The 17333-nt window shown below is 43.3% G+C and carries 15 protein-coding genes; 2 read left to right on the top strand and 13 right to left on the bottom strand.

Features of this window, described 5'->3' with window-relative positions; genetic code table 11:
* Positions 1-10: 10 nt before the first annotated feature.
* From dnm_RS20785 to dnm_RS20770, 4 genes are all read right to left on the bottom strand, one after another.
* On the bottom strand, positions 11-418 hold the full coding sequence (locus tag dnm_RS20785; protein ID WP_246556054.1) for a hypothetical protein: 408 nt from the start codon (positions 416-418) through the stop codon (positions 11-13).
* Between the two features lie 42 nt (positions 419-460).
* The gene (locus tag dnm_RS20780) at positions 461-745 is read right to left on the bottom strand and encodes a hypothetical protein (RefSeq protein ID WP_207678817.1); all 285 of its coding nucleotides are present in this window, start codon (positions 743-745) and stop codon (positions 461-463) included.
* On the bottom strand, positions 685-1005 hold the full coding sequence (locus dnm_RS20775; protein WP_207678816.1) for a hypothetical protein: 321 nt from the start codon (positions 1003-1005) through the stop codon (positions 685-687). Before dnm_RS20775 ends, dnm_RS20780 begins: the two co-directional genes overlap by 61 nt.
* 215 nt (positions 1006-1220) lie before the next feature.
* Entirely contained in the window at positions 1221-2537 is a 1317-nt protein-coding gene (locus dnm_RS20770) for a leucine-rich repeat domain-containing protein (protein WP_207678815.1), read from the bottom strand.
* 103 nt (positions 2538-2640) lie between these two features.
* Here dnm_RS20770 and dnm_RS20765 point away from each other — a divergent pair, with 103 nt between their 5' ends.
* Positions 2641-3597 (top strand): transposase, encoded by a 957-nt coding sequence (locus dnm_RS20765; RefSeq protein WP_207678814.1) that lies wholly within the window; start codon positions 2641-2643, stop codon positions 3595-3597.
* Positions 3598-3855: 258 nt separating this feature from the next.
* Here the strand turns inward: dnm_RS20765 and dnm_RS20760 are convergent, their stop codons facing one another.
* Positions 3856-5121, bottom strand: coding sequence for an HD domain-containing phosphohydrolase (locus tag dnm_RS20760; RefSeq protein WP_207678813.1), 1266 nt, complete (start codon positions 5119-5121; stop codon positions 3856-3858).
* A gap of 558 nt (positions 5122-5679) precedes the next feature.
* Between dnm_RS20760 and dnm_RS20755 the strand changes: the two genes are divergently transcribed.
* The gene (locus dnm_RS20755) at positions 5680-6918 is read left to right on the top strand and encodes a peptidase U32 family protein (protein ID WP_207678812.1); all 1239 of its coding nucleotides are present in this window, start codon (positions 5680-5682) and stop codon (positions 6916-6918) included.
* Positions 6919-6998: 80 nt separating this feature from the next.
* Here dnm_RS20755 and dnm_RS20750 read toward each other — a convergent pair whose 3' ends face one another.
* The 8 genes from dnm_RS20750 to dnm_RS20715 form a co-directional block, all read right to left on the bottom strand.
* On the bottom strand, positions 6999-7613 hold the full coding sequence (locus dnm_RS20750; RefSeq protein WP_246556052.1) for a DUF3786 domain-containing protein: 615 nt from the start codon (positions 7611-7613) through the stop codon (positions 6999-7001).
* Positions 7600-8886, bottom strand: coding sequence for a putative hydroxymethylpyrimidine transporter CytX (gene cytX / locus dnm_RS20745; protein ID WP_207678811.1), 1287 nt, complete (start codon positions 8884-8886; stop codon positions 7600-7602). Before cytX ends, dnm_RS20750 begins: the two co-directional genes overlap by 14 nt.
* Positions 8887-8988: 102 nt before the next feature.
* Complete coding sequence (locus dnm_RS20740) at positions 8989-9771, bottom strand: ADP-ribosylglycohydrolase family protein (protein ID WP_207678810.1); 783 nt, start codon at positions 9769-9771, stop codon at positions 8989-8991.
* A gap of 174 nt (positions 9772-9945) precedes the next feature.
* Complete coding sequence (locus dnm_RS20735; protein ID WP_207678809.1) at positions 9946-10686, bottom strand: rhomboid family intramembrane serine protease; 741 nt, start codon at positions 10684-10686, stop codon at positions 9946-9948.
* A gap of 146 nt (positions 10687-10832) precedes the next feature.
* Positions 10833-12479: an NAD+ synthase gene (locus tag dnm_RS20730; protein WP_207678808.1), complete on the bottom strand. Its 1647-nt coding sequence runs from the start codon at positions 12477-12479 to the stop codon at positions 10833-10835.
* Positions 12480-13489: 1010 nt separating this feature from the next.
* The gene (locus dnm_RS20725) at positions 13490-15553 is read right to left on the bottom strand and encodes a methyl-accepting chemotaxis protein (protein ID WP_246556050.1); all 2064 of its coding nucleotides are present in this window, start codon (positions 15551-15553) and stop codon (positions 13490-13492) included.
* A 674-nt stretch (positions 15554-16227) separates the two neighbouring features.
* Complete coding sequence (locus dnm_RS20720) at positions 16228-16437, bottom strand: beta propeller repeat protein (protein WP_207678807.1); 210 nt, start codon at positions 16435-16437, stop codon at positions 16228-16230.
* Positions 16430-17266: a sulfotransferase domain-containing protein gene (locus dnm_RS20715; protein WP_207678806.1), complete on the bottom strand. Its 837-nt coding sequence runs from the start codon at positions 17264-17266 to the stop codon at positions 16430-16432. Before dnm_RS20715 ends, dnm_RS20720 begins: the two co-directional genes overlap by 8 nt.
* Between the last annotated feature and the right edge of the window lie 67 nt (positions 17267-17333).

Here is a 17333-nt window from a genome sequence, read left to right as displayed (position 1 = left end):
ATTGTGCTGATTATAACGGATTTAGGGGAGGCTCCCGAAAGCCTCCTGATGAAGCCGATATCAGCAGGTTGTGCAGCCAGTTCTCATGATAGCGGAATCCGTTAAGACGTTCCGCCGGACTTTGTAATCCGTCGTACTTCTTTACAGTATAAGGATTTGAGGGAGCGAAATTGAGAATGAGGGACCATCCCCGGATGCCGAGTTCCGCGGAAAAGATAAAACCATGAAAATACTGTGTGTTAAAAAGATGACGATCCATCCTCCGCATCAGACGGTCGGGCATATTGCTCGTTCTGTGCGCACCCGGGAAGGCGTATGCCCTCGCAAACGCATCAATATTCTTCCGTATTTTAACGATTTTGTCAGCGATGGCGGAAGGGACGGAGATTTTTTCCGCCCATTCGGCGAGACGTCTCACTCTTTGCGAAAAAGAGTCTCCGGTCGGGGCTCCGTAGCATTTTCACAGCCTCGTGGCGACCTCCTGATAAATTTCTCCGAATTTCTTTTTCGCCCGGTCCCGGATGCCGATGAACATATGAAGGAAGCACAGAATCAGCGTGACGGACGGAAAAAGGCTTTTCCATGCGTTCATGGTGGCCTGCCATTCGTCGGTGTTCACGGTTTCGGGAGAATAATCGGGAGCGACATTGCGGGCTTCCTCCCTGTATGTTCCGCAGGCTTCTTTCAGGGATTCCTCAGCGGCGCTGTCCGTGACGGAAACGCCGAGAACGCATTCCTCCGCCACGGACGTATTGTATGGGCGATTCCGGAAATTTCTATGCGACGGATCATAACATTTTGTTTCTTTGATATGTATTTATCCTTCATCCGCCAGCCGCGTCCGGTTTCGGGAGGAAACAGTTCCGGATGCGATGAGAACATCTCATCAATATATAATCTGAACTGAAAATCGTCCGAAACTGTTCCGTCATAAGTCTCCCGGTCAAAAGGGAGGCAGATCGTGCGATTCCGCCCCGGGGCAGATTCCGATGTTTTTTTGTTCATGAGAATTTCCTCCTTAATGCTGAGTTAAGGAGGAAAATTTACAACAGATACGGAGGGTTGTCAATGGAAAAAACTGCCCTCCCCTAAATCCGTTATAATCAGTTTAATTTCAACCAGCATCGAGGTAGGACAGCCAGTTACCCGACTGCCCCCTCACAGACCCCTGCGTGCGGAATTACCGCACAAGGTTCCTCAGTATTACTCGCTTTGGCGCACTACGCCGCATTGAACAGCTTATACTGAATCCGTACCGTTTTCTCCGTGATACGGGGTCTTTCAATGCCGAAATATTTCAGCAGTTCTCTGAATCCTTCCCAGTTGTAACTTTTCCGGTGACTTCTCCTGTTCAGCCACTTAAACAGAATCCGCATGGCATGAAAGAAAAAGGATGACAGGCTCTTATAATTTCCTCTGACTCCGTAGTAATTGTAATATTCCCGGAGCTTCGCATTCAGCTTTTCAAAGAGTTCTGTCATCTTGCAATGTCTGTTTTTCTTACACCATTCGGAAAAGTTCTTCAGTTCTCCATCTCCATCGGTCGGATACCAAGTTCGTCCTCCCAGCCAATTGTTTTGAGCCCTATCCCACTCAGCTCTACAAGAGTTTGGCTCACTTTCACCAAAGCCACACTTATACCCATTCGGATTTTCATAGCAACAGCTATCGTGGAGAATACTTCCCACTGCTATGTTACTATCATTATCAGGTCCATATTGACCGTATTGCTTATTTCCAAAGCTATCATCCCACCCGAAGCCACAACCGGCTCCCACCGCCCCAAAACAACGCTCAATTTTAAAAGTCGCCTCAACAGTCATAGAGTCTTGAACATTTAGAGTGAGTATGGGCTCAGTATTTCTTCGTTCTTTCCCATCTTTTTTCCATTTCCAACCGACAAAATGATTTCCCGTTTCAGATCCACTAAGGGGAGTTGCTGTCAATGTTATTGTCGTGCCAACATCAAATTGCGCTGAACAAGGTTCTCTGGTGCAGTCAATTCCGGGTGGATTGCTTGTAACTCGACCAATATCATAAGCAAAGAATCTTACATCAACTTTTTTCATTTGCTCCGATGGCTCTGATGGCTCTGAACAAATCGGATATTCCATTGCTTCAGACCATTGAGAATAGTCGATGTTATTATCTCTGCATAACTGATTACCAGACAGACCAAGATTTTTCAAATTTGTCAAAGCGCTTAAATCGGGGATGGAACCACTTAACTGATTGTCACCCAGATTAAGAAATTTCAAATTTGTCAAATCACTTAAATCGGGGATGGAACCACTCAACTGATTGTAATCCAGACTAAGAGATTCCAAATTTGTCAAAGCGCTTAAATCGGGGATAGAACCACTCAACTGATTGCCACCCAGACTAAGAGTTCCCAAATTTTTCAAAGCACTTAAATCAGGAATGGAACCACTTAACCGATTACCAGACAGGGAAAGACCTTTCAAGTTTGTCAGGGCACTTAAATCGGGGATGGAACCACTTAACTGATTATAATTCAGAACTTCACTACCGTACACTTTTTTAAGTAAATATTACTATTTGAAATTAATAAAAAATATCGACAAAATAATGTTGTAATGATATGACAGCTTTCAAAAAATAACATATAAGGAGGCCGTCATGGGGGATAATAAAACAAGATACAACGAAATCAGAAAAGCTTTGGACAACATTTACCCGACCCAGCCGAAAGGAAACCATGCCCGATATCTGAATACGCTGGCTGCAATAATAAGCGGTATCGTAGGGAGCGGAAGCTGTCAGCTTCCGAAAATCGCCGGCAAGGTGCCGGATGAGAACGCCGTGCCTGCAAGTGTGGAAAAGCGTATAAAACGATGGCTTATTAATGAGGAGGCTGAACGGGAGATATTTTTTTTGCCGTTCGCACATGCCCTGCTGCTCACCCTGGGACTTGCGGAAGTTGTTTTGGCGACGGACGGAAGTACGGTGGGAAGGGGATGCGTGACACTGATGGTCAGTGTGATTTATAAAAAACGTGCGTTGCCCCTTGCTTATATAGTGGTCAGAGGTAAAAAGGGACATTTTCCGGAGAAAACTCATATTGAACTGATTAAGGAAGTTTACAATATTATGCCGGAATCCGCAAAAGAGGTGATTTTTCTGGGAGACGGAGAGTCTGACGGAACCGAGCTGCAGAGAACATTGTCCGGGCAGGGCTGGAAGTATGTGTGCCGGACGGCACATAATGTAAAAATTTTTTGGGACAATGAGGAACATCGTCTTAATATTCTCGGAGCTTTCAGCGCGCCGGGAGGTTACCGATATATACGGGACGTTCTGTTTACAGATAAGAAATACGGTCCTGTGATGGTTGTCCTCTGGTGGGGAGAGAAAAATAAAGAACCCATATATCTGGTCACGAATATGAGGATACCCCGGGAGGCCATCCGTTACTATTCCAAGCGATTCCGTATCGAAACATTTTTTTCCGATCAGAAAAGCCGGGGATTTAATATCCATAAAAGTCATCTTTCCGACCCTGACCGACTGCGCCGTCTTATGACGGGAGCCTGCTGGCCTATATCCGGATTATTTTTCTGGGGACACTGGCCATAAGACAGGGATGGGATAAAATTATTCATCGCACTGACCGTTGTGATTTAAGTTTGTTTCAGTTAGGTTTAAAATTATCAGACTATTTTTTAGATTACGACATAGCTGTTCCTGTAGCTTTTCAAATATCTGATTCCTCCGGCTAATCATTAATATTAAGCAACTCTGAGTTGTGTATAATTTTAAAATATAAATTTAGATACTTATAAAAAGTGTACGGTAGTGAATAATTTCCTATATAAACGAGAAAAAAAGCATTCGCTAACTCGCAGATCCGTTTTTGTCAGCAAACTGAAATTTTTCATATTCCTGCAATGCTTCTTTCTGGGCAAGCCTGCGTCCCTCATCAATTTCGGAATAATGGGATAGCAGAACAGAAACAATTTCTCCATCCAAAGCAGAAACATTCACAAAATTATTTAAAACACTTTTCACCATATCCTGCTTCATTCCTTTTCTATAAGGACGATCTTCTGTTATTGCCGTAAAAATATCTGCAACAGCCATAATCCGCGAACCCTGATCCAATTTTTCAGCAGTCAGATGGAACGGATAGCCCCGTCCGTCAAGACGTTCATGATGAAATCCGGCCCACTTTGCGATCTCATCAAATCCTTCAATGGATTTCAGAATCTGATAGGTATAATACGGATGAGTTTTGATAACACAGTAATCCTCATCTGTCAGATTTCCTGGTTTTTCCAGGAGTTCTGACGGGACAGCCAATTTGCCCAGATCATGCAAATCAGCAGCAATTTCGAGCATCCGGCATCTTTCATTGGAAAATCCCAGCAGTTTTCCAAGGGCCGAAGCAATATAAGATACACCGCTTGAATGAGTGACCGTAAACCGGCTTTTAAAGTCAATTATTCGGGAAAACGCCCGGGAAAAGATGAGTATTTCATCTGAATTTAATATTATATCAGATGATTGAAACTGTTCACTGAGCCTCTTGTTTACAGATAATGAAACAATATCCAGCCAGAAATATTCCTTTAATGCCAGTTCCAAAAAGCATTCAACAATATGCGGCGCAAATTCTTTCCCCGCTTCTTTCCGAATTCTTTCACAGATTCGGGAAATCTGAGTGAGTATGGGTTTTTTGCGATGGATCAGTGAATCCGCCCGGTCCGACAGATGAAGAATTTGACACGCCTCGGATATACCGTTTTTTCTATCTGCCTGACTGAATGGCACATGATGGCATCGGACAAGTGCCGCTGCGTCGGAAAAACCGCTTAAATTTTTCAATAAACGAAATCCGTTTTCTGCATGCTCATGGGGATTTGGGAATTCAAATTGGAGAATCTCTGTTCTGTTTTTTAAAGAAAATGCCCCTATGTCATGGAGCAAGCCCGCTAATATCAAATCTCGTTGTACCTTGATGTCCAAACCCATATCTGAAGCAATACTGGCGGCTATATACGTTACTCTGGTATGATGGTTCCTGACAGCCTGATCTATCATATCCATAGCCACGGACAGACTGTTCACCAAATCAAATAATTTAACGGATGACAAGGTCATAATGTTAATTCCTTTTTATGATGAGTAGCTGGCCCTAATTTTTAAAGTCTCAGCGGAATGACATTTTGTACTGCTTATGGCAGGAAATCCCGGAAAACTTTTGGCCAGTTACTTAGAAATTGAAACAGCCGAACATGTGGACAGTAATATTCAGCAGATCTGAAACATGGTGATGTTCCAAAACTGGACTTTTTCCGATATCCGTCAAGTTAATTCAAAAAGTTACAAAATTTAGCTCCACTTTTAGAACACTGCTGAAAATTGCAAATCACAAGCTTTCCCAAATTATAATAATATCATTAATTATAATAAGAAGTTAAAAAAATATCACTGACAAAAGCAAAAAATTTTCTTGATAGTTGCTTATATTTACATTATTTTCCAATTAAATTTTATATCATAAATGCCATAGCATATAAGCTGATGATCAGATTTTTTATATCTGATTTCGTTTTAATATATTAAAATCAGATGTCAGATATATTTCAGGCAGGATACTTTTACCTTTAGTCTGAAGACCGATCTCTCATTTTCCTTTTACTCTTCAAAAACAAAAAAATGACAAAAACAAATAAAAAAACAGAACTTCTTGCACCGGCAGGCAATTTTGAAAAGCTTGAAATCGCCGTACACTACGGGGCAGATGCGGTTTATCTCGCAGGTAAAGATTTCAGCCTGAGAAATTTTTCCGAAAATTTTACCCCTGATGAAATGCGACAGGCTGTAAAATTTGCCCATAAACACGGCGTAAAGGTTTATGTGGCGTGTAATATATATCCAAGAAATTATGAACAAAAAGCCATTGCAGATCATCTTGGTATGTTAGGTGAAATGCATCCGGATGCTGTGATTGTCGCTGATCCTGGAATTTTCATGGAAGCACGTAAGCTCATACCGCAAATTCCCCTGCATCTCAGCACCCAGGCAAATACAACCAGCTATAAAAGCGCACAGTTCTGGGAAAGCCTCGGAGCCAAAAGGGTCAATGTGGCAAGAGAGTTATCCTTAAAAGAGATAAAAGAAATTGTCGATAACTGTTCACTGGAAACAGAAGCGTTTGTACACGGTGCCTTATGTATTTCCTATTCAGGCCGATGCCTCCTCAGCACGTTCATGGCAAAGCGTGACAGTAACCGGGGGATGTGCTGCCATCCGTGCAGATTTCGCTACACGCTTATGGAAGAAAAGCGACCAGGCCAATATTTCCCCATAGCAGAGGATGACCGTGGCGCTTATATCTTTAATTCAAAAGACCTCTGCATGATAGAACATATTCCTGAAATGATCGAAGCTGGCGTAACTTCTCTTAAAATAGAAGGACGAATGAAGGGAATCAATTATGTGGGGTCAGCAGTCAAAGTTTACAGGGAAGCCATTGACACATATTATAAAAATCCTGAACACTACAAAATAAAAGAACATATGGCCGAAGAACTTGCCAAAATGAATTACAGGGGATATTGTACGGGTTTTTATCTCGGCGGAGACCCTGATCAGGTTGTCCCGAATTACACTGGAAACAACTATCAGGCCGCTGAGCATGTTTTTGTCGCAAAAGTGATTGAAAACGCGGGCCCGGGACGTGCCATCATTAATGTTCGAAATAAGATTTTCAAAGGAGATGAAATCGAGATTCTGACAAAAAAAGGACCTGTGCAAACAGATAAAATTGATGAGATTGTCAGTGAAGACGGGGAATTTTTACCTTTTGCACAGCCAAACAGCACGGTGACGCTTTTGATGAACACCGAATGTTCACCAAATGATCTGATAAGAAAAATCAGATATAGAGTTTAAAAAAAAGTTTTTCCATAAAATTTTCGCATATCATGGGGCCTGCGGCTTTTGCAAAAATAAAATTTTTGCACTCCTCCTTGTTACGCTATGCGGTCAGGTATGCTCAATATCTTCTTTGATGTATATTCTCCCACATCGGCCAGCCCGTCTATGGGCAAAAATGACGAGGCATTGTTCGAAAAAAGACAGGTCACGGATGCCGGGAAATCCTCATCTGCCATATAGAAAATATAGCACAGAACCACTTTGGGCAACGGACGGACCATGAAGGAAAAATCTCCTCCCACATCTGCGGGAGCCTGTTGGCCTCGGAGTTGTTCCATGATATGTTCTGAAGCATTTTGAATTTTCTCCACATGCGGAACCAGAATCTGCTCTGTATGCGTGACAAAAGCCCCCGCGTAAGGCATACTGTTTGGGAAATCCTTGAACGCTTTCAACGGCTCTGACACGCACGGCTCCGGCTGAACATGAAGGGCATACAGAGAAATCAGGATACCAGGAACCCCGGTCTGTCTTTCCTCTCCGAGCATGATCCCCTCAGGCTGAATCTCGCATCTTTCGCCAAATGCCTCAAACACAAATCCCTCTCCCTCACGCGTGGCAGATAAAGAATCCGCGAGATTTTCCGGAAGATTGCTATAAAGTTTGTCGATGTTATCCTGAACAATTTTTGCGTAATTATCTTGCACCACTCATTTTCTCCTTTTTTCCCGACTGCATAAATAAAAAATACAATGCTCCTGAAACAAACATGGAGGGAAGCGAACCGCCGACAGGATATTCCATGATCGTGATAAGTTCAAAAGTAATAAAACCAATGGCCCACGCGATCACGGCTGTGATATTAAAGCCCTTGAAATACCAGTATTCACCGCCGGTTTTATAAATTTCCTCCGTGTTCAGCCTGCGTTTACGGATGGCAAAATAATCAGTCAGGACCACGCCGAAAAGCGGCACAAACATGGCTCCGATAAAAAGAAGAAAATTTTCATACTGGTCTATGGGAAAGACCAGGGCCACGAATATGGAAAGAATGCCCACAATCCACATAAAGGCTTTTGCCCCTATTTTCTGAGAAATATTCATTACCGAACAGGTCGCGGAATAGACATCCGGAAAATCTGAGGTGATTGTGGAAAAAACCACCATAATAAGTGCGGGAACGGCAAAACCGATTTTTCCCATCATCTCCAATATCAGCATCCCCGGATCAGTTTCCCCTGTCATCAGCGTTGCCATCAGCCCCAGGACATACATCCAGCATGAAACAATGAAATACCCCCACCAGGTATTCCAGAATGCCGGCCTTGTTTTTCTTGAAAAACGGGAGTAATCCGCGACCAGCGGCAGCCATGAGATTGGCATGGCAATGACCAGATCAAGGCCGGTCATAAAGTGCATTTCCGTTGGTTTTACTGCCAGAACACCGGTTCCGAACTCTCCGAACGATACCCAGGTCATCATTGCAATCACCAGCAGCAAAGCAATCACAGCGATTGTCTGCATGATTTTCCAGACAGATTTTCCCGTCCAGAGCGCCCATAACAGGGTTCCCAAGCCGATGATAATAATCCAGAACTGGCTCATGCCCAGAATTCCGCCCACAGGCTGTCCCAATACGGCCCCTGCACGACCACCGATAATGAGCATGATGGATGCCCATCCCACAAGCTGAATGATGTTTAAAACCGCAGCCAGATTGGACCCCCGAATGCCAAAAGAAGGGCGCACAGACACCATGGACATGATGCCATGGTCCGAGCCGATCACACCGCCTAAGGCCATAAATGTGTTGCCAATAATGTGCCCCAGAATAATTGCCAGAACACCCATCCAGAATCCCATGGGCGCAAGAAAACCGCCTGCCCATATTTCAGCCAGTGATATTGCGACGCCTGCCCACAGGAGAAAATAATCCATTCCCCCGAGGTTTCTTTCCGACGCGTGTGTCGGTCTGATATCCATGATAAATTCAAACTCCTCTCTGTTTTATTTCCATTATATTTTCCAAAAGCTGCATTCACGAAAAATGCAACCCCTCCTCTGAAAGTTAGTCGCCTGTCTGGTTCAGCTTGTAAATTCGATTTTATATTTCTCGTTAAATTCATCAATCACCGATAAAAACTCCTCAGGCAGTCTGTTTCTGACCTTCGCTATAATTTCCGGGGGTATTGTTTTATAATATGCCTGGGCAATCCCTCCCGCGATACAGGCGATGGTATCACTGTCTCCGCCAAGGGATATTCCTTTTCGGAGAGCATCTTCAAAGTTTTCCGAGTCCAAAAAAGCAATAATGGCCTCCGGAACTGAGCCTTGACAGGACACATCAAAATAATAGTCAGGTCTTATTTCCTCTATGGTCCGATTCAGATCGTAGTCAAACCGATCACTGATCTCTTCTCTGATGCTGTCTTTGGTCTCACCGCTGCGGGCCAGAAATACTGACAGCGCGGCTGCCTGAGCGCCTTTTATGCCTTCCGGATGATTATGTGTCACTTGTGCGCTTTTCTTTGCTTCGGCCAATACGTGTTCAACAGAATCAAATGCAAACCCCACCGGACTGACCCGCATGGCAGACCCGTTTCCCCAACTGTTGTAAGGTTTGCTGTGACAGGAAAGCATCCACACATAAAAGGAACCTCCGTAACCCGCGTCAGGATATTTAGACCCGAAAGCTTTCAGCGCAGTTGTATAATCCCTCCCTGTTAAAATTGAATACGCTATCGCCACTGTCAGAACCGTGTCATCCGTAAATGTTGAATAAGGGCTAAACAGCCTGAATTTTGTTGTCTTTTCAGGGTGTCTCTCAAAAACAGAACCAATAATATCTCCTGCAATCGCGCCGATCATTTTTCCTCCTTTAAAATCAGAATTAGCGGGGCAGAACCCCATGTAACTTTTTTGTCGGATTTGCAACACCTGTTCGGGATATTTTCCGGATCACCGTCGGTAAACATTTCGGACGGGGTTGCAAACTTCGTCCGGCAAAAAACTAATGATAACAAATTTTTTTATATCATTAATTTAATGATATGTTGGTTTATCCTTGTTTTTCTTGTTCTTATCTCCGTCTATGACCTGAAAGCGGGACCGTTTCCTTTTAAACTGCCATTCAAGATATTTAAAGCGAATAAATTCAGGATCAAACAGAGTTCTCGGTCCTTTGAAAAAAACATAGCCAAAAAGAATGCCCCCGAGATGATACGCGCCATAAGGATTGGCTTTTGCCAAAAAAGTCAGCAAGGTGATAATGATCGTGCCGTAGCTCAGATATTTCGCTTTTATGGGCAAAACAAACATGAGCAGTATTGTTGCTTCGGGATTCAACAGGCCAAAGATCACAATAAGCGATAAAAGACTGGGCATCATCCCTGAAAACGGTGCGTTAAGACCTGAAACACTGCTGAAAACCAGTCCGCATAACGCGCCGCCGAGTGCGGCCGTGTAAAAAAGAATCAGAAACCGTCTGGTTCCGAAGGCATTCTCAACAGGCCCGATAAAGAAATAAAGAACAATACAGTCTATCAGGAAACTTATCGGCGACCGCGGATCGTGGATGAAAGGATGAGTAAGCACCTGCCAGATATGAAAATTTGAGTCGCCAAAAGGCCACAGCATAACATGCCGGACAACCGGAATGTTCAGCCAATGCTCTAAAAGCAGTTCTGAGACATAAATGACTCCGTAAATGATTAAAAGCTTTCTTCCAAGAACTGTTAATCCGGAACCAAATCCATATGATAATCTTGTACGATTGTATCTCATTAATATATATTTCTCCAACCCCCGGCAATGAATTGCCGGGCTATTTTCAGAACCCCGGCAATAAATTGCCGGGCTATTTTCAGCCGTCCCTCCGGGACTCCCAAGTTCTTCTTACTCTCATGCTGAATATGAGTGAAAATGAGAATCTACAAGCAATCAGGTCTGTATCGCTGGGCAAGCGGATACCGTCTGCCATAACCAAACGCCTTTGATGTCACTTTAAGCCCGGGGGCAGCCTGATACCGTTTATATTCGTTCCGATGGACTTTTGAAATAATATCCGCGACAAGCTTTTTGTCAAATCCCATCTCTGCCAGTTCGTCCACACTTTTCAAGTCTTCGACATATCCTTTTAATATAATATCCAGCACCTCATATGGCGGCAGATCATCCTGATCCGTCTGTTCCGGTTTAAGTTCGGCAGAAGGCGCTTTCTCAATAATTCTTTTTGGAATATATTCTTTTTCTGCATTAATAAACCGTGAAATATCATACACTACGGTTTTGGGGACATCTGAAATCACGGACAGCCCCCCGTTCATATCGCCGTAAAGCGTGCAATAGCCAATAGCCATCTCTGACTTATTTCCCGTGGAAAGAACAAGATGACCATGCTTGTTGGATAATCCCATAAGAATCGTTCCCCGGATCCTGGCCTGAATGTTCTGCTCCGTAATTCCGGGTTCATTTTCCTCGAATTCAGGGGAAAGAAATTTCAAAAATTCTTTAAACATGCCGTCAATGGGAATTTGCATCAGCTCTGTCCCCAAATTCTCCGCAAGCTTCTCCGTGTCTTCGAAATTTTCCCGGGAAGTATAACGTGAGGGCATAAACACAGTCAGGACGTTTTCCGGTCCCAGAGCCTTTACAGCAATATATGCTGTGAGAGCAGAGTCAATCCCCCCGCTTAACCCGATGACAACCTTTGAAAAACCGCATTTTGTCACATAGTCACGGGTTCCCATGATCAGCGCTTTTAAAACAGATTCCGTGTCTGAATCTGTAACTTCATGAACCACGCCCTCTGAGGATTCCGTGTCAAAAAACACAATATCCTCCTCAAAATCATAAGCTCTGGCGGCCATGTTTCCATGAGCATCAAACGCGACGCTTGTCCCGTCAAACAAAACACTGTCATTACCGCCCACCTGGTTGGCATAGACCAAAGGAACATTGTATTTTTTTGAAATCGCGCCGAGTATATTCCATCTGAGTTCCTTTTTGCCCAGATGAAAAGGAGACGCGGATATATTGATGAGGAGATCAGCCCCGTCCTCTATAATCAGGGGAACGGGATCCGTATGATAGAATCTAGTTCTGAATATATCTTTATCATTCCATATATCCTCACAAATTGTAATGCCTATTTTACGCCCTTTGTAAGGATAGGATTTCACTTCCCTGCCGGGTTCAAAATACCGTGCTTCGTCAAATATATCATAAGTGGGAAGGAGTCTTTTATGAGTCTGATGCAGCTTTTTGCCGTCTTCAAAAAGGACCGCTGCATTATAAAGAGAATTTCCCTCCTCGCGAGGATTTTTATCCACAAACCCGCAGATAACCCCGATGCCGTGAACAGAAGAAATAAGTTTGTCCAAACAGGCAAGATTGGTATCCACAAAATCCTTTTTTTCAAGAAAATCACGCGGCGGATATCCTGATATCGCAAGTTCGGGAAAAACAATAAGATCATAAGAATTCTCTTTGGCCTTGTTCGCAAATTTTTTTATCTTCCCGACATTATATTTAAAATCACCGATGATGGGATTCATTTGTGCAATTGCTATTTTCATGATAATCCTCTCTTCTTAAATTACTAAAGTATATCGGCTTTATAATTCTACCTGTTATATTTTCAGTGGGTTACGAACCATATTTCGGACAATTTTAATGCAAGTTGCTTATTTAAAATGATATATTAATATTTTATTATTTTACGGATGGTTAAAATCGAAACAGCCCCGGATGAAAATCCTGAGATTTTCCTCTGCCTTTTTCGTCCGGCGGACTTCGAATTACTTATGCCTTACTTACAACACACGGTGTGCGATAAAAATATCTTTTATTTATAATGAGATAATTATAATATGACAGCAAGTATAAGCAGTAATCATAAAAATTTGTCGGAAAGCCGAAAAATTTTTCTCAGATGTCCGAATTATGTCATGGCTGATTCTATGAATTCATAACCTTATGATTTAATTATATTAAAAATTAAAAACAAATACTATCAGCAACTTGCACTGAATCTGCCTAAAATATGATCTGTAACTTACTGATAATACAATAGGTAGAATTAAAAACCTGTTATACTTTAGTTAAATTATAATTGAAATCTGTGTACAGGACAAAAAGTTGCGGCGCGGGAAGAAACCCGGCTTTTTTCCCCGGAGGGTGCGCTTTCCCCTTCTGGAAAAACCCGGGTTTCTCTGTCACCCACTAGCGGGAAGAAACCCGGCTTTTTTTCCCCGGAGGGTGCGCTTTCCCCTTCCGGAAAAACCCGGGTTTCTTTGTCACCCAGTTTTTTTGTCCTGTACACAGAATAGAAATATCAACATTTTTTAAAAATTCAGAACTCCTCAGAATCTTTATCGCTCGCGGGAAGAAACCCGGCTTTTTTTCCCGGAGAGTGCGCTTTCCCCTTCTGGAAAAACCCGGGTTTCTTTGTCACCCACTAGCGGGAAGAAACCCGGCTTTTTTTCCCAGAGGGTGCGCTTTCCCCTTCCGGAAAAAGCCGGGTTTCTTTAGCACCCATCTTTTTTGTCCTGTACACAGAATTGAAATATCAACTTTTTTTAAAAATTCAAAAATCCTCAAAATCTTTATCACTCAGAGGAATAAGCTGTTCAGGTTTCACTTTTTTTGAATGCAACATCACTGTCTTTTCTCTTGTCGCGGAAACGACAAGGGTGCTTCTGTCCCTGATACCGGCCTGAATATCAGGTATCTTTTTTCTGGCTGAAGTTCTTGTCACTCTGCTGTCATATGTTCTTTCTCCGCCGACAATTGCTATCAGTTCCTCTACAAATCCTTTCATCTGCCCGGCCTGTTCCCTTAGTTCTTCAGACGCGGAAGCTGATTCCTCGGCATTAGCGGCATTCTGCTGCGTGACCTTGTCCATTTCGTTCACAGCCTTATTCATCTGGTCCGTGCCCCGGGCCTGTTCCTGAGAAGCTGCGGAGATTTCTTCTATGAGTTTTTTTACTTTTTGTGTAATTTCAATTAATCTGATAAAAACTTCATCTGCCTTTGTCACAATTGATGCCCCGTCTTTTACCTGCCTGACAGTGCCTTCAATGAGCGTTGCCGTATTTTTTGCAGCCTCTGCCGAGCGAATGGCAAGGGTTCTCACCTCCTCAGCCACCACGGCAAACCCTGCCCCTGCCTCCCCTGCCCTGGCTGCTTCAATGGCCGCATTCAGAGCCAGAAGATTGGTCTGGAAAGCTATTTCATCAATTGTCTTAATGATTTTGGAAGTTTCTTCGCTTGCTTGGGAAATATCTTTCATGGATTCAGTCAGTTCTGCCATAGACTTATTGACCTGCCGAACTACCTGGCTGGCTTCCTTCATGAGAGTATTCGTGTGATTGGCATTGTTCGCGTTTTGTCTGGTCATGGAAGATATCTCTTCTAATGAGGAAGAGGTTTCTTCAACGGAAGCGGCCTGTTCCGAAGAGCCGCCTGATACCTCCTGACTTGCGGATGACACCTGATCCGAAGCAGAGGCCACCTGATTCGCTATTTCGCTTAAAGCTTTAATGATTTCTCTGATAGGCGTGACAATCTTCCGAATAACAAACCACAGAGAAACCAGAGCGATAATTACGCATAAAATACTGATTTTTATTGTCTTCCATATTGTCTGAATTGACAGATAGGTTCGTCTCTCCGCCCCCTGGATGACTTTTTCCATAGGCATGATGACATTGACGGACCAGGGCGTTGACGTATTGCCCAGCCTCAGAGGTGAGAATAATGAAAGATGATCTCCCATTATCTCAATCTGTTCCTTATTCGCTTTAATATTTCGCATATCTTTTTCAAAACATTTTTTATGAATACTTTTCATATGCTTGCCCATGAGTTCGGGTCTGTCAGTGACCGCAGCCAGTGTGCCATTATGGCTGATTACGAGAATCTGCACAGCATCATCATAAAATAATTTCTCCATGCCGACATCAACCGCTTTCTGCAAAATGTCAACGCTCAGATCAATTCCGACAATACCATAAAATATCTCGTCAACAATAATCGGCACGATCATAGATATGATCAGCGTGGGTTTTCCCTGGATAGGAAAGAGATACGGATCGAGAATGCACTCTTTTTTCGTTTTCTTCGGCAGCAGATAATAATTGCCATAAGCTCCTGTTTTTTCATAGTCAGGCAGGGGGACCACGTTAATTCTGCCATTTTTATCCCGGGTCCAATAGGGAATAAAACGTCCTGTCTGGTCGTGGCCTTTTTCGTTTATATATCCCTGATCCTTTCCGTCAAAGGCATCCGGCTCCCAACAGGTAAAGACAGCGGCAAATTTAGGGTTCCGGATTAAAACGGTTTTCAGGATGCTGTTGGCTTCATCCCGACTGAGTTCAAGTCCGATATTTTCATCTTTGATGCCCGAAAAGACTTTGGAAAGGGTACGTGCGGCTTCAAAGATGACACCAAGCTCTGCTTTGATATGTTTGGCATATTGCCTTGCAGTGGCACCGGTATATTTCTGCGCGTCTCTGACAGCCTCTTCCCGGGTGATTTCAGCCCTGTGTTTCATGGCTATGGCAGAGTAAGTGATGATTATTGCTGCCGTGACCAGCAGACAAATTCCTGCTGAGAAGGTGAGCTTCATTTGCAGGCTTTTCAATTCCATTTCGTATCTCCTTTTAATAGCTGTCAGTTGTCAATGATAAACTATCCGTTATTATCAGTCGGTCGCCAGCCACCACTTACCAATGACAGACATCAGGCAGAAAAAAATTATTAAGCTGATTTTTATCTGGTACGAAATTACCGAGGGCCAATTCATTATTGATAAAACAAACAGAAGCCGTTCCAAATCTGCAAGCACATCCGCAAAAGTTACAAACAGCAAAATAAAGCCGCAGGATAAGGGGATGTCAACGGTCAGAAAATCATTGTGCTGTTATTCGTCAGTGATTCTGTCACCATACCTGTTGGTTTCATTTTTTACAAAAAAAACACAAGCTCAGAATATTACTTACAACGAATTATCGGAAAATTCAAGAAAATTTTTAGCCATGACAGCATACGCAGTACTCATCATGCAGCGTCCGCGCCCCTTACCTGACAGGACTCATATGCCACTGCGAGTGTCAGTGTGAGGGCGAATAAAAATGAGAATAAAACTGTGAGTGTGAATACCACGGCGGATGAGAATGAGAATGAAATCTTATTCAACAACGCTGGTGAAAGGCTGATGAACCGCCCGGAAGTTCCCCGTTCCTGCACATATTATTTGCGAGGCGAGGATTGCGTCATTTTATTGTTGCATTCATGCGACTTTCGAGTTGTCGCAGGTTAAGATTACCTGATTTTTAAACGATACGCATTGGCGCACCATGTCGCGGCATAAAGATAGCCGCCTTTATAAACAACATCGCTGATTCTTTTCAATTGGAGATCATTGGTGATGTCATTCCAATGGTCTCCTCCGTCCGTGGAATGCCAGACTGAGCCGGGATTGTAATTCTCAGGATATCCTTTCATCGTGCCTATGAAAATCTCATTATTCAAAAAATTCGGTCTCCCATTTGAAATCCATACCCAAATAACGATATAGTTTTTCATTATGCGGCGCAAAATAATCCGCAAGATATTTTCTTGTCTCAGGCTTCATATCTGAATAATGGCTGGAATTATATTTTTTGAACATTTTCGGATCAGGGTGCCAGTCCGGCAGTTCCAAAAAGGCTGTGACTTTCAGAAGCGTTTTTCGGGGATTACGAAAAAAATCCTCAGTGCTGAGAATCAGAAACTGTTCTCTGAGAAAAATAGACATCCATCTTTGTAACTGATCCGCATACATCCCTCTGGCCAGATAAGAGGAAAATCTATGTTCCTCTTTTTTCAAAGCCAGTTCAAACGGCAGCGTTTCAGTTCCGTGCCTTATCCGGTGATGATATTGAGAATATGCTCTGTCAACAGGATTTCTCAGCAATACAATGAGTTTTACACCGGGAACAGCTTCATACATCCGCTCCGGAACCTGCGGATGACAAAGATAAGAGGGAGTCGCTTCTCCGGTGACAAAACTCCCCGGCTGAGTAAAAGCAGCAGGAAAGTGCGCTCTGTACCAAGGCATCCCTTTTCTGAAATGCCCGGGATTATCGAAAAAATGAACCTCTTTTTTATAACCCGGGGTAATGCGGGGATGCTGTATCAGATAACTGTATAAGGATGTTGTGCCGGATTTCTGAGCGCCGATGAGGATAAAATTCGGCAGGGGTCTGAGATAATAAGTGAGGCGGCCCGTGAGAATCAGAAATTTTCTGGCTGTCTGCTTGACGGACAACGGAATTTTATCAGGATGTGCCACAGCGTGTTTAATGATTTTTCTTACCATTGGAACGTACTCACTTTTGTCTGGGTACAGGACAAAAATTTGCGGTGCTGGAAGAAACCCGGCTTTT

Origin of the sequence: Desulfonema magnum, from assembly GCF_017377395.1 — a bacterium.
In the GTDB taxonomy this organism is placed as follows: domain Bacteria; phylum Desulfobacterota; class Desulfobacteria; order Desulfobacterales; family 4be13; genus Desulfonema_C; species Desulfonema_C magnum.
Note: the sequence above shows the minus strand (reverse complement) of the source record. Positions and strands in the feature narration are given on the sequence as shown.

Coding starts and splice junctions, on each gene's coding strand:
- dnm_RS20740 (WP_207678810.1), bottom strand. CDS start 9,771: ATGATCGGCGCGATTGCAGGAGATATTATTGGTTCTGTTTTTGAGAGA.
- dnm_RS20765 (WP_207678814.1), top strand. CDS start 2,641: ATGGGGGATAATAAAACAAGATACAACGAAATCAGAAAAGCTTTGGAC.
- dnm_RS20735 (WP_207678809.1), bottom strand. CDS start 10,686: ATGAGATACAATCGTACAAGATTATCATATGGATTTGGTTCCGGATTA.
- dnm_RS20760 (WP_207678813.1), bottom strand. CDS start 5,121: ATGACCTTGTCATCCGTTAAATTATTTGATTTGGTGAACAGTCTGTCC.
- dnm_RS20755 (WP_207678812.1), top strand. CDS start 5,680: ATGACAAAAACAAATAAAAAAACAGAACTTCTTGCACCGGCAGGCAAT.
- cytX (WP_207678811.1), bottom strand. CDS start 8,886: ATGGATATCAGACCGACACACGCGTCGGAAAGAAACCTCGGGGGAATG.
- dnm_RS20725 (WP_246556050.1), bottom strand. CDS start 15,553: ATGGAATTGAAAAGCCTGCAAATGAAGCTCACCTTCTCAGCAGGAATT.
- dnm_RS20715 (WP_207678806.1), bottom strand. CDS start 17,266: ATGGTAAGAAAAATCATTAAACACGCTGTGGCACATCCTGATAAAATT.
- dnm_RS20730 (WP_207678808.1), bottom strand. CDS start 12,479: ATGAAAATAGCAATTGCACAAATGAATCCCATCATCGGTGATTTTAAA.
- dnm_RS20775 (WP_207678816.1), bottom strand. CDS start 1,005: ATGAACAAAAAAACATCGGAATCTGCCCCGGGGCGGAATCGCACGATC.